The organism is Pedobacter sandarakinus (genome assembly GCF_026240095.1).
GTDB classification, from domain to species: domain Bacteria; phylum Bacteroidota; class Bacteroidia; order Sphingobacteriales; family Sphingobacteriaceae; genus Pedobacter; species Pedobacter sandarakinus.
In genome coordinates this window covers 45,904-59,377 of the sequence record NZ_JAPIVG010000001.1, presented here as the reverse complement: position 1 = coordinate 59,377, position 13,474 = coordinate 45,904, and the positions used below count along the sequence as shown (strand labels likewise).

Below are 13,474 nucleotides of genomic sequence, written 5' to 3'. Positions count from 1 at the left end.
AGCGTACAATAACAGCGTTTTTTATTTATATGCCAATTACCGATAAAGACATTCTTTTTGAAGACAACCATTTAATCGCAATTAACAAAAGGGCGGGCGATATTGTACAGGTAGATGAAACCGGCGATGAACCTTTGGATGAGCAGGTAAAAAAATACATTGCCAAGAAATACAATAAACCCAACGGGGCATTTTTAGGTGTTGTGCACCGGCTAGATCGGCCTGTAAGTGGGGTAATTTTATTTGCAAAAACCAGTAAGGCGCTAGAAAGGATGAACGCCGCCTTCAAAAATCGTGAGGTAAAGAAAACTTATTGGGCAGTGGCCAGAAACAAGCCCGAAAACGAGTCGGGTACGCTGGTACATTGGTTAGTTAAAAATCCCCAGAAGAATGTTGTAACCTATTACAATAGTGAGGTTCAGGGATCCCAAAGGGCGGAACTTTCTTACCGCCTGTTAATCAAGCTTGGCGATTATTACCTCATCGAGGTCGACCCACTAACGGGGCGCTCGCATCAAATTAGAGTTCAGCTTTCATCAATGGGCTGTCCCATAGTTGGCGACAATAAATATGGCTATCCCCGAGGAAGCAGAAAGGGAAGTATTTGCTTGCATGCTCGGCGTTTACAATTTATTCATCCCGTAAAAAAAGAACCGGTTAATATCTTCGCTAAACTACCCGTAGATGGTTTTTGGGAAAGATTCGAAAATGCCTAAGGTGTAAACCTGTTTATTAATAACATTTCAGCATCATGTTTGGTGGCTCTAAAACATCAAAAAAAATCTAGCGGCAACCTGCAAGCGATTGCCGCATCTCATTCTATATTGTTTTAATTGCATTCGGTTTTGGTAAATACCATCGATTTTCCGAAAGTGAGTGAAGAAACATTTTTAAACATGGTTTTCCCATCTACCTCTTCAATATCTCCAAAACCCTCAACTAATTTTCCATCTTGTTTTAACCAAACTACCTGTCTTGTAGAGGTCGTTCCTTCTGAATTGAATGTATAGTCTGCAATCAAGGTATCGCCCTTCACAATACCAGCGATAACCCCATCGTTTTTATCCTTTTCAAATAGATTATAGGCCAGCGTGCCGGTAATTTTATCATCGTCGAAATTTAATTTCAAATTTGCGGTATCTTTGTTGTTAACGTATTCAAAGCATTCCGCTCCATTATTTTCTGCCTGACTATTTTTAGTCTCTTCGCCATTGCTATTGGTGTTGTTTTGGCAAGCAGCCAAGCTCATTAGTGCCATAGCCACTATCGGTATTGTTCTTTTCATAATACGGGTTGATTTGTTTACCGGCTACAAAGGCCTTGCCAATATTGCTTAAATTTCTGCTTAAAAAGAAAAGCCCCGCAAATTGCAGGGCTCATTTTAATAATTAAGATAAATTCTTTACCAAACATAAGTGGCAACAGCACCCTGCGCTAAGTTGCTAGAAACTATTTTACCATTGTACTTAATGTTAAATGCCGTTTCGCTATTGTTATTATTGCAAACCACAAGTACAATCTTGCCTTCGGGGGTTTTAAATGCCACGTTTTGCAAATTGCTGGTGATGTTTGAAGCAATCCTTACAGAACCCGTTGGTACAAATTTAGAAGCATGAGCAATTACATAGTATGCCACATTTCTACTTATGCCCGGTGTTATGGTTAACGCACCAAGGCAAGAGGTACAGCCGCCTTTATCAGTGTGCGGGTTGTAATTCTGGTCGGCAGCAAGATTCCATTCCAGTACATTTTTACTCCAGTTTCTGGTGGCACCCACTATCAGCGTAGAAACATGCCATTTTAAATCTTCTCCAAAATTACTCGGGCCGCCAACCCATTGTTCTGTAAAGTACACATTTTTATCAGGGTGGGCATTGTGTACCTGGGTAAGGGCAGATATTGGTCCTGCATATAGGTGAAATGCCGATCCGTCAACATATTTTTTAGCTTCCGCATCGTTTAAAATGGTAATGGGGTATTCAGGTTTATCGGCGTTATGGTCGTAAACGATTATTTTTGTTGTGATACCACTGCTTTTGAAAATTGGTCCGAGTGCAGTTTTTATGAAATTGGCCTGGTCTATGGCTTCCATATACATGCTTGGGTTATTACCAGGATGTAGTGGTTCATTTTGTGGCGTGATGGCATCTATTGTAATGCCTTCCGCCTTCATTGCCTGGATATATTTAACCAGATATTTCGCATACGTTTGGTAGTATTCTGGCTTTAAGCTGCCGCCAATAAAACTTTTATTCGTTTTCATCCAGGTTGGCGCCGTCCATGGCGATCCTAATATTTTAATTGCAGGGTTAATGGCTACAATCTTTTGCAACACAGGAATTAAGTCTGCCTGTTCTTTCTCAATAGAAAATTTACTTAAAGATTCGTCTGTTTCTCCGTTCTGTAATTCATTATACGTAAAAGGATTAGCGCTTAAATCTGATGCCCCAATGCTTACACGGATGTAGTTTACACGGATGCCGGTTTCTTCTGATCCAAAAAGTTCATTTAACAATTTATCCTTGTCAGTCGCTGGCAAAGTATTAATTAATGTGGCGCTTCCTCCCGTTAGGGTATAACCGAAACCATCAATTGTTTGGAATGTTGTACCCGGATCTACCTCGATGGTAGGATTAGCATTGGTTGCCTCTGCAAAATTTAAAGCTACATTTTGTTTTTTCAATAATTCAGACTGATCACCTTTTGTTAACCAGAAGGCAACTTCCGTTTTCACTGGTTCGTTAGCGGTCGGATTGCTGCTGTTGTTGGTTTCAGTACTCGAGCTGGTAGTTTTTCTACAGGCGCAGGCCGATAAAAGTATACTGAAAACGATACAAATATTAAAGGTTAATTTCATTTGGTTTTAGGGTTGATGTTGATGAGATTTTGGAATAAGTTAGCTGCGTGAAAGCAGTATTTCGGGCTGTTAATTCGCATGTCGATTCAAATAATGATCGTTAATACCAATAGCGGCACAGGCCGCCATTGGCATAAAATTAACGAATATTCGGATTTCTATCACGTTCTGCCTGCGGAATTGGGAATAACAATTTTGCAGCAGTAACATTATAGTTTAAGCTAGCGCCACTTCCATTTTTCTGTGCATTCATAACGGGTATAGCACGGTTTGTTCTTAATAAATCGAACCAACGATGGCCTTCAAATGCCAATTCTAATCTGCGCTCTTTCTCGATAGCCAAGCGCATGCTTGCCTGATCGGTTGCAGAGGTTGCAGGTAAATTTACTCTGTTACGGATCTCGTTTACAATGCTTGCTGCTGAAGACCATCCTGATGCACTCAATTCATTTAAGGCTTCTGCCTTTAAAAGCTTAATATCTGCAAGGCGAATAATGTACGAATTAGATAAATCATCTACGCGATATTTATTAATGTAAGGGTAGTTAGATTTAGACCAATAGTCATCAGACCAACCCTCAGTATTCACGTTTTTAAAACTGATGCTGGAGTTCTTACGGATCATGTCACCTTCCGAATCGTAAGCCGCCACCAAATCGTTAGTTGGCGTGCAGAAACGCTTCCAGCCAGTGCCTACCAAAACGCTAGGCATCCAGTTACCACGACCACTTGGACCACCCCAACCATCGTACTGCATCTCCCAGATAGATTCGCTGTTGTTTTTATGTACGCCATCAAATAACTGGTCGAAAGACGGCAATAAACTATATCCTCCATTTATGGTAGCATCTGCATATTGTTGCACTTTAGTCCAATCAGGGCTAGGTTTTGAAGCATAAACCTTTGCTAATAAAGCGTTTACGATCCCTTTTGTTATTATACCTTTGTTTGATGCCGTTGTTCGTACATTGGGTAATGCTGTTTCCAAATCTTTGATAATCTGTGCGTAAACCTCATCAACACTTGCACGAGGTTTTTGCATTTCTTCCAGCGAGGTTGGCGATTTTAGGATGAGTGGTACGCCACCCCAAAGCCTAACCAGGTGAAAATAAAAATATGCCCTCAACGTCGATGCCTCGCCGATAATTTGGTTTCTTCTGCCGTTAGCATCCAGCGCTGGATCTTGAATGTTGGGTACGTTTTCTAGCACCTCATTTGCATTTTTAATGTTCGAATAAAGCCCACTCCAGTCTCTCCCTACATTGCCGTTCGTAGCATTTGTGGTAAATAAATCGATCTGGATGTTCGCCGGATTATCACCACCAGCATAAGCATTATCGGCAGTTACATCGCCGTTAATCATATAGTCCCAGATGTGGTAGTCGTTATACATACCGCCGTAAGCACCTGCCATTAACTTTTCTGCTCCGGCAGCAGTTGTAAATGCGACATCGCCAGTTACCTGGTTAAATGGTTGTTTCTCAAGGAAATCTTTTTTGCATCCGCTTTGCAGGGTTATTGTTAACGCTGCGGCAGTTACTAACGAATATATTTTTAGTTTCATTTTCTTAATTCTTAAAATCCAACATTAATACCGAATAATATACTTCTCGACTGCGGGTAGGTACCATAATCTACACCCATAGACGGCCCATTTGCCGCATTCACATTTACCTCTGGATCTAAACCAGAGTATTTTGTAAATGTGAGCACATTATAACCAGTCGCAAAAATAGTCACCTTGCTCATCTTCAGCTTTTCTAATATAGTGGAGCCGAAGTTATAAGATAGTGTGGCCGTTTTCAATCTTAAATAAGAGGCATCTTCAACAAAACGACTAGATGTTAGCGAGTTTTCAGAACTACTCCTTAATGCTTTTGGTACGTTGGTAATTTGTCCTGGCGTAGTCCACCTGTTTAACACTGCTGCTGATTGATTTTTGGAATCAAACATGCCTTCCAAATCAATTCTGGATGCATTGAACAACTGGCTACCTTGAACACCCTGGAAGAAGAAATTAAATCCCCAGTTTCCCAATACAAAGTTGTTTGTGATTCCATAGATAAATTTAGGTTGTGCGGAACCTATAAATGTTCTATCTCCAGGATCTGCAGAACCTGTAACGCCATTGCCGTTGGTATCGGCATAATGTGCAGCACCTGTTGTTGGGTTTACACCAGTAAATACATACCCGTAAAAACTGCCCAATGGCCGGTCTTTAACCACCCGAACTGCGGCATCACGCTCGTAGATGCCTGCAAAATCTAGTGACTGTGTTGTTGCACCCAAGTCTGTTACCTTGTTCCTGTTTAACGAGAAGTTTAAATCAGTAGTCCACTGGAACTTTTCACGGTCGAAGTTTTTGGTTGATAGCACAAATTCCAAGCCTTTGTTTTCCATAGAACCTACGTTGTACGCCTGGCTACCAAAACCCGATGATGGTGGCAGCTGAACGTTAATCAACAAATCGTTCGTTTTCTTTAGATAAGCATCAGCAGTAAATGTAATTCTGCTTTTAAACATAGATAAATCTAGCCCAATATTGGTTTGAGTAGTTTTTTCCCAGGATAGGTTGTCGTTGGCTGGGTTTTGCAAATTATATTCACCTTGTGCGTTAACACTATAAAGTTTTAAATATGCATAGTCTCCAATACCTTCGTCGTTACCTACCTTACCCCAGCTACCACGAACTTTTAAGTCGTTAATGGTTTTGCTGTCTTTCATAAAGTTTTCTCCAGAAATTCTCCATCCGGCAGAAAATGATGGGAAGTAACCAAAACGGTTTTCTTTCGCAAAGCGGGAAGAACCATCGGCCCTGAAGTTAGAGCTAAACAAATATTTACTATCGTAAGCGTAAGTAATTCTGGCCAGGTAAGATTGCTTGCTCCATTGCGCCCGCTGAGGTACTGTTAAAGCAACGGATGGAATAATTGGTTTCCCGCTTACATCGTAAAAACGGGTTACCTCATTGTTTTTGTATTGATAATCTGACGACTGTAAAGTGTAACCACCTGTAGCCGTAAATGCATTCTTACCTACATTTTTTGTGTAGTTTAAAATATTTTCGTTTAGCCAAACATGATCCTTAGTTGTATTATCTCTGTAAACACCTCTTTCCTGGCGGCCATAAGTGGTTAAGAAATTATCTGTAAAATAGCGATAAAAGTTTCTGTTTGAATTGGTACTGATAGTTGATTTCAGATACAAATCTTTGGTGAAGTTAAGCTGTGCGCCAAAAGCGCCAATAAACCTGAAATTCCGGTTTTTATTGTCTGAGCCGAAAGCCAGGGCAAGTGGATTGTCCCATCCACCTGCATTAGGGATGGTTGTATATTGCCCGTTAGGTTCAAAGATGCCGATGGTTGGTGGCGTAGTAAGCGCACCTAGAATTACACCACCACGAGATACGCTACTGTTATCGCCTACATCAATAGAGTTGCTTGAAGTTAAAACAGCGTTTCCGGTAAGTTTCAACCAAGGTGTAATGTTTTGCGAACCATTGAAGTTAGCGGTTATTCGATCTAACTTTGCTGGTGCAACAACCCCTTTATCTTGCTGGTAACCTGTGGAAAAATAGTACTGCCCACCTTTTACACCACCGGAAATAGATGTTTGATATTGGTTTTGCATTCCTGTACCAAAGGTTTCTTTCTGCCAATCTGTATTGTTTGTGCCCCCGAAAGATGTGTAGCCCAGTTCTCGCATTAAAGATATATATTGATCGTTGTTCAAAACATCTTGCGTTTGCCAGAAGTTGGAGAAGCCTGTAAAAGCATTGAAAGCCACTTTTAACTTGCCTGAACTGCCTTTTTTTGTTGTGATTAATACCACACCGTTGGCACCACTGGATCCATAAATCGCAGCTGCAGAAGCATCTTTCAAAATGGTCATCGTTTCAATGTCATTGGCATTTAGAAAGCTAGCATCTCTGGAAGTAACCCCATCTATTACATATAACGGGCTATTAGAAGCCGTAATAGATGTATTACCCCTAATACTTATTGAAATACCTGCCCCGGGTTTACCAGATTGCGAGCTTACTTGTACACCTGCCGCTCGCCCCTGAATGGCCTGGAGTGGATTAGTTATGGGTTGATTTTCTAAATCTTTTGAAGAGACAGAAACTACCGAAGTGGTTAGATCTTTTTTGGTTGTAGTACCATAACCAATAACTACTACCTCATTCAGCTGTTGATTGTCATCAGATAAAGTAATGTTAATGTTCGTGCGGTTGCCTATGGGTTCTTCTATGGATTTAAATCCGATAAATGAAAATTCCAATATGGCATTTTGTGGTGCCGATATGGTATAGCCGCCATTGTCTGAGGTAGAAGCCCCTTGACTAGTACCTTTGACTTTTACGGATACCCCTGGAAGCGGCAGTCCTTTTTGATCTTTCACCTGCCCTTTAATGATAATGTCTTGAGCCATACTAAAGGAGACGGCGCAAAGAAAAAATACCATAAGCAATGTAAACTTTGTTCTCATATTTTTTTGCTTTGTTATATTATTATGAGGTAAAGTTAACGCTCAATTCATGTTAAAAACAAGTTTTTTCAGTATTAAATTTATCGTAAGTATTTGATAATTAGACTTTTGAGAGTTTTTTGATACGCTTTAGTACCGCTGTTGCTTCCACGGTTTATTGCCTGATAACCAGGGCTTGAACAGCAATATACATTAGAATTATTGTGGTAGTTTGATACGCTTAAATACCTTGGCGAATTTTGTATTTTTTCCATTGAAAAAAATGCAATTCCAAGGTAATGTAGTCTATAAATTATTCAATAACCAGCTGACTCCACCCATCTTTACCGGTTTTTTTAAGTAATCTTTTGCGCTCTTCCATTACTTTTTTAATCCTCGAGCCAAACGTCCAGCAGGTACTCTGCCTTATGGTAAGTAGCTCAGAAAGTTTGTGTGACGAAATTTTTCCATTGGTTGAGTAGATCAAAAATATCATATAGAATGCCTTATTTAGCGGAATACGAGTATTGTGAAAAACGGTATACGTGGTAACAGATTCTTCATAACCGCATTTGCTGCAACGGCGACTGTACATGATGTGGCCAGCAAAATAGTGGTCATTGTTGCATTTACGACAATGATAGCCTTTGCTCCATTTTAAGTTGGCAAGAAACTCAAAACAAGATTCTTTATCTGGATATATCTTACTAAATTCTTCAAAATCGACCTCGGTGTTCATTACCCGATCTCTGGTAACCTTTTCTACGTTGGTTTGCAACTCTTCATTATCTTGCTCCAACAGAACATTCATACGGGAAATCTCTTCGGCCTGTTGTTGCAAAAGTAAATTTGCTTCCTCTAAGGCCTGATTTTTACTTTCAATGATTAAGGATTTGTGATATACTTCTCTTGTTCGTTCTTCTACCTTAGTTTCTAATTCTTGGTTAATCGTGTCTTTTAGCTTGGCATTAACATCCATTTGGCGGATTATCTTCTGCTGTGCCTTATCTCTGTTTATCTTTAAAATCCGTACTTTATCGCCTATAGCAAAAGATAGAAACACCATTTCTAATACGAAGCAGAAGCTTAGGCTATAGTAACTAAGCGCCCCAAAATTAAGCCAGGCAATACCCAGCATAATTAAGAATTTGAGCGTAAACCCTGCAAAAAGAAAGCTGTAGCCCAATACAAAGAAACGTGCAGGCTTGTAGCCCTTTTTGTAGATGTAAATTCCTGTAAAAAATGCTACAGATAAAGGAACAGCGTCTATAAATTTGTAGCTAAATGCATTTTGGTTTAGAAAGTAGCAATAGATAAAAAAGACTAATCTCAGTATGATTACGCCAACAATAAGTCGGTTCAATTTAGGTGCCTTAGCCCTAACTAAAAGTAATTCCCTGGTAAATAGCAAGGCAAAAATGCTTGTTGCACAAAGAGCAAATGCGTAAGCCACCTGATTCCAATTTGGTGAATTTGGCCATAAATACTGGTAAGCTATGCCGTCAGTAGCTATCTCGAAAAGACCCACGCTTAAGTTATACAATACATAATAGAGGTACTGCTTTTGCCTGATGGCTAAGTACATAATGAGGTTGTAGAAACTAAACACTAAAATCATCCCGTAGAAGATGCCGAAATAAAAATACTCGTTTAGTGCATAGGCAATAAACCACTCTGCCGACCTAAGCACGATAATGATATCGGAAATTTGAGATGATTTGATTTTGAAATAGTAGGTATCTACATCATTGCCAGTATTTTGGATGGGTATTTCGAAATTTTTGTGGCTAATTATCCGCTTGTAAAATGGGTTTGCATCTCCCAGTTCCGCTACATGATAAATATGATTTTTCTGTGGGATGTAAGCACTTATTTGATCGATTGTTTGATCAAAGAACTCAAGCAGGAAGGTTTTGTCGGCGTTTGGGTTGCCTTTAACTTTAATTCTAAACCAGTAGCTCTTATTTAGGTTTTTTGTTTGTGGTGTGCTGCTGGCGCTTGGTTTAAACCTACTGCTAAATTCACTGCTTTTAACCTGTTCAAACGTAAATTGCTCGTTGGGATCTTCCAACACTTCAATTTCTCTAAAAGTAAAAATATGTTGGTCTACACTATCTTGTATTGCTACAGGTTTTTGCGCTAATGTCTCTAACGTACACAACACTACGAGGCCAAATATTACCGCCAGTATTTTTATAAAACTGATTTGCACTTGCATTAAAGCAAAGGTACAAAATTGTATTTTGGGCTTACAATTGCCAATATTAGGTGTCGAAACTTAGAGAAACAGTAGTGCCCTGCATTTCTACTGAGGTTACGGTGATCCCAATTTTGTGAAAACTTGCAATACTTTCTACGATTGCCAAACCTAAACCAAAACCATTTTCTTCCGAATTGCCACGTTTAAAACGGTCGAATGCATTTTCCAGGAACTGCTCACTCATTCCTATGCCAGTATCTGAAATGGTTAACGTGTAGCCTTGTGAATTAAACTTTCCGATAATTGAGATTTCTCCACCAACCCGATTGTATTTCACTGCATTGCTTAGTAGATTCATCAACAACGTATGTATTAAAGGCTGATTTCCGGTTAAAGTAAAATCATCTGGAAACTTAGCAGCATACTTAATTTGCTTATCGGCAATTCGATCTTCTAACTCGTCGTAAACGTCTGCAAGTTCGCTTCTTAAATTAATCTGTTCCGTTTTAAGGTATTGGTTATTTTCTACTTTAGATATCAGGAGCAGGCTGTTGATTACAACTTTCAGCCGGTTTAAAGTTTTTAAAGAGGCATAAATTTTGTTTTCGTGTTCTTCGGGGATAGAAGGGGTGTTAAGCATGTTTTCAAAACGGGTACTTAGGATCGAAATGGGAGTAAGTAACTCATGCGAAACATTGGCGATAAACTGTTTCTCTAATGCGAACAGCGTATTGATCTTTCGCATTAATGAATTCACGCTGTTGTCTAATATTTTAAAATCATCGGTTGTGGTGGGAATATTTTCATAGTTGTAATGTGAAGGGTCATCTACGCGATTAATTTTTTTATCAATAATGAGATAAAATGGTCGCAGTAAAAAGTTAGAAAATGCATAGTCAGTAATTAAAGTAACCAATAAGGTACCTACCAACACAATCAACATATAAAAGCGGATTGAATTTTTGATGGATTGAAGGGTTGTCATAGTTTCTCCAATTTCTAAATTGTACCAATTTGTTCGATAAGAAAATTTATAGTTTAGTATTCGATAGACCTCAATATCCCCTTCAATTTCTCTTCTTTCGGTATATACGTTGGCTACAGAATCTTTCTGGTTATCAGGTATGTCTGTTAAGATGATAAATTCTTCTTTTAATATATTGTAATCGGTAAATGATGATTGCTTATTTAGCAGAGTATCAATTTCGCTATCACTGAGGTTTTTAATAATTTTGTTTTTCTTTTTGATAAGCCTGTTATCCAGTTGGTTATAAGCGAGTTTATCCAATGAAAATAAGATGATCAACCCCAAGAGTAATATGATGGAAATTTTGGTGACGGCATTGTAAAGGGAAAACTTAACTTGTAACTTCATTTAAGTTTGATTAACAATTGATGCGATAGCCAATGCTTCTAACCGTTTCGAACCAATCAATAGGGTTTGCAGCAGCTAATTTCTTACGCAGGTTTTTTACATGAACATCAACAAAGTTCGAATCTGAATTCACTTCCAGAATATCGCCCCAAACATGCTCTGTTAAGCTCATTCTAGATACCACACGGTTTTTGTTGAGTACCAAATAGTTGAAGATCTCATACTCTTTTTTGGTTAGGTTTAGTCTTTCATCGCCAAAAGAAACCGTTCTGTTCTGAATATTTAAGAGAAAGTTGTGGATATTTATTTCGTTTCGATCCAATTTATGTTTTCGCCTTGTAATGGCGTGCATCCGTGCAAGAAGCTCGTTAAGTGAAAATGGCTTAGGAAGGTAGTCATCTGCTCCATCATCCAAACCTTTAATTCTGTCGTCGACAGCGCTGCGGGCAGTAAGAATTATTACGGCATCATCGCGGTCCTTAAAGCTTTTTAGTTGGGCCAGCACTTCAAAACCATCGCCATCTGGCAAACCTAAATCCAATAATATAAAATCGTAATTGTTTACAAAGATCTTCTCTTCAGCAGATGCTTTTTTCCAGGCATGTTCTACAATAAAACCTTCTTTGCTTAAGAATTCATCCATTTCCAGCGCAAGGCTTTTTTCATCTTCAACAATTAGTACGTTCATTTTAGTATCAAGTATTTAGTATCAGGGATCAAGATCCGGCAAAGCGTGTTTTAGCTTTTCGCTCTAGCCTTTCACCTTTCAGCGCTATCCCACTACTAAATTAATATTTTTGAGGATGATTGCGCAGGCTTCCTCAATTTCTTGCTTGGTAATGATTAGTGGAGGCGCAATGCGCATGGAGTTGCTGCAATGTAGAAACCAATCTGAGAGCACACCATCTAAAATACAGGAATCGATAATCTTTTTATTCAATTCGAAATCTTCAAATTCTACGGCCAACATAAGTCCTTTACCTCTTATCTCCTTTATAGCTGGGTGTTGAAGTAACTTTTTGAAAAGATTGCCTTTTTCTTCTACACCATCGACAATTTTTTCATCGACCAACGTTCTGAGAGTGGCCAAACCAGCTGCACAACAAACCGGGTGCCCGCCAAAAGTAGTCATGTGGCCCAAAATAGGGGAGTGGGAAAGTACCGACATGATTTCAAGCGAACTGATAAAGGCACCGATGGGCATTCCGCCACCAATCCCCTTAGCTAAAAGCAACACATCTGGTACCACATCAAAATGCTCAAAAGCAAACATTTTACCGCTTCGGCCAAAGCCAGACTGGATTTCATCAAAAATTAATAGCGTTTTTGTCTCATTGCATCTAGCTCTTAAAGCCTGCATGTATGGTAAATTTGCAACTCTAATACCAGCCTCACCTTGTATAGGTTCTATGAAAACAGCCGCAATTTCTTCTGTTATTTTCCCAAGATCATTTAGGTTATTATGTTCTATAAAATCTACATGAGGCAAAAACGGACCATAACCAGTCGAATAGAAATCGCTTTCCATTAAACTTTCAGCCCCATGAGTGCTCCCGTGGTAGGCATTTTTGCAAGCAATAAAACCTTTTCTACCAGTGTAGCGCTTAGCAAGTTTCATGGCCCCTTCTACAGCCTCGGTGCCAGAGTTTAAAAAATAGGTACAGCTTAAGCTAGGTGGTAAAACATCGGCTAGCGCTTTGGCAAAATTAACCTGTGGCGTTTGGATATACTCTCCATACACCATCAAATGCATATAGGTTTCAGCTTGCTTTTGTATTGCTTCTACCACCGCAGGATGGCAATGACCAACATTACTTACGCCAATGCCGGCAATCAGATCTAAATGTTTTCTGCCAGCGGCATCGTAAATATAAATGCCTTTTGCCCTTACAAATTCTAACATTAAAGGCTCTGGAGAGGTTTGTGCATTGTGTTGTAAAAATAACTGACGTTGAGTAAGCATTTACAAAAATACTCATTTCGAGTTACAGTTGCACTTTATGGATGTTCCCCGTATAGAAATTTGAATACTTTCTGCCAATTGTGATATAGAGATTATGTAAAATAAAAAAGACTTACATAACTGTAAGCCTTCGGCATTAATTTCGTCTATCTTTAAATCGATTGAGCAGCTCCCGTTTAAAACCCTCCTGGGCCCTGTAAAACTTGCCAACCACTTTAATGGGTAAGCTAGATTTTAAACGATTGTAATATTTTTTTTCTAAGTTCAAATCTCGCTGCCTAAAATCAAATTCGCTGGTGATTAGGCTTTGTACCTGGGCATCACTTAAATTATCAATCTCAGTAACTTTTCTAAACGAAATCATTTTCTGAATGCGTTCTTTACGCAGCGCATTTTGCTCGTTTTCCATATCATTATAAATTGGCCAGAAAATTTTAGCCTCTTCAGCAGATAAATCTAATTTTTGGGTGAAGTATGCAATTTTTAACGATTCTATTTCCTCGCCTTTTGGTCTCTGCGCCAATAGTGTAGCGGGCAATAAAAGCATAAGAGCAACGAATATTAGGTGCCTCATTTTTATCGGTTATTTTATTTCTTCAATGCTGATGAAGT

The 13,474-nt window shown here is 39.1% G+C and carries 10 protein-coding genes; 1 reads left to right on the top strand and 9 read right to left on the bottom strand.

Going from position 1 to position 13,474, the window contains the following annotated elements; all coding sequences use genetic code 11:
- Window positions 1–29 precede the first annotated feature (29 nt).
- Window positions 30–716, top strand: a complete 687-nt coding sequence (locus OQ268_RS00255; RefSeq protein ID WP_265854051.1) for an RluA family pseudouridine synthase — start codon at window positions 30–32, stop codon at window positions 714–716.
- Window positions 717–829: 113 nt separating this feature from the next.
- On the opposite strand, the gene OQ268_RS00250 is transcribed toward OQ268_RS00255, so the two are convergent.
- The 9 genes from OQ268_RS00250 to OQ268_RS00210 all read right to left on the bottom strand — a co-directional run bounded on the left by OQ268_RS00250 (window position 830) and on the right by OQ268_RS00210 (window position 13,436).
- Complete coding sequence (locus OQ268_RS00250) at window positions 830–1,285, bottom strand: hypothetical protein (protein ID WP_265854050.1); 456 nt, start codon at window positions 1,283–1,285, stop codon at window positions 830–832.
- Between the two features lie 117 nt (window positions 1,286–1,402).
- Window positions 1,403–2,857 (bottom strand): glycoside hydrolase family 30 protein, encoded by a 1,455-nt coding sequence (locus OQ268_RS00245; RefSeq protein ID WP_265854049.1) that lies wholly within the window; start codon window positions 2,855–2,857, stop codon window positions 1,403–1,405.
- Window positions 2,858–2,996: 139 nt separating this feature from the next.
- Window positions 2,997–4,421, bottom strand: coding sequence for a RagB/SusD family nutrient uptake outer membrane protein (locus tag OQ268_RS00240; protein WP_265854048.1), 1,425 nt, complete (start codon window positions 4,419–4,421; stop codon window positions 2,997–2,999).
- Between the two features lie 11 nt (window positions 4,422–4,432).
- Entirely contained in the window at window positions 4,433–7,345 is a 2,913-nt protein-coding gene (locus OQ268_RS00235) for a SusC/RagA family TonB-linked outer membrane protein (RefSeq protein ID WP_265854047.1), read from the bottom strand.
- Window positions 7,346–7,637: 292 nt separating this feature from the next.
- Entirely contained in the window at window positions 7,638–9,542 is a 1,905-nt protein-coding gene (locus OQ268_RS00230) for a 7TM diverse intracellular signaling domain-containing protein (RefSeq protein WP_265854046.1), read from the bottom strand.
- Between the two features lie 46 nt (window positions 9,543–9,588).
- Window positions 9,589–10,899, bottom strand: coding sequence for a sensor histidine kinase (locus OQ268_RS00225; RefSeq protein ID WP_265854045.1), 1,311 nt, complete (start codon window positions 10,897–10,899; stop codon window positions 9,589–9,591).
- Between the two features lie 10 nt (window positions 10,900–10,909).
- A complete protein-coding gene (locus OQ268_RS00220; RefSeq protein WP_265854044.1) occupies window positions 10,910–11,587 on the bottom strand; it encodes a response regulator transcription factor in 678 nt (225 codons plus the stop codon).
- 84 nt (window positions 11,588–11,671) lie between these two features.
- Entirely contained in the window at window positions 11,672–12,862 is a 1,191-nt protein-coding gene (locus OQ268_RS00215) for an aspartate aminotransferase family protein (protein ID WP_265854043.1), read from the bottom strand.
- A gap of 136 nt (window positions 12,863–12,998) precedes the next feature.
- Window positions 12,999–13,436 carry a hypothetical protein gene (locus tag OQ268_RS00210; RefSeq protein ID WP_265854042.1) on the bottom strand — a complete coding sequence of 146 codons (438 nt, stop codon included), beginning with the start codon at window positions 13,434–13,436 and terminating at the stop codon, window positions 12,999–13,001.
- Window positions 13,437–13,474 lie beyond the last annotated feature (38 nt).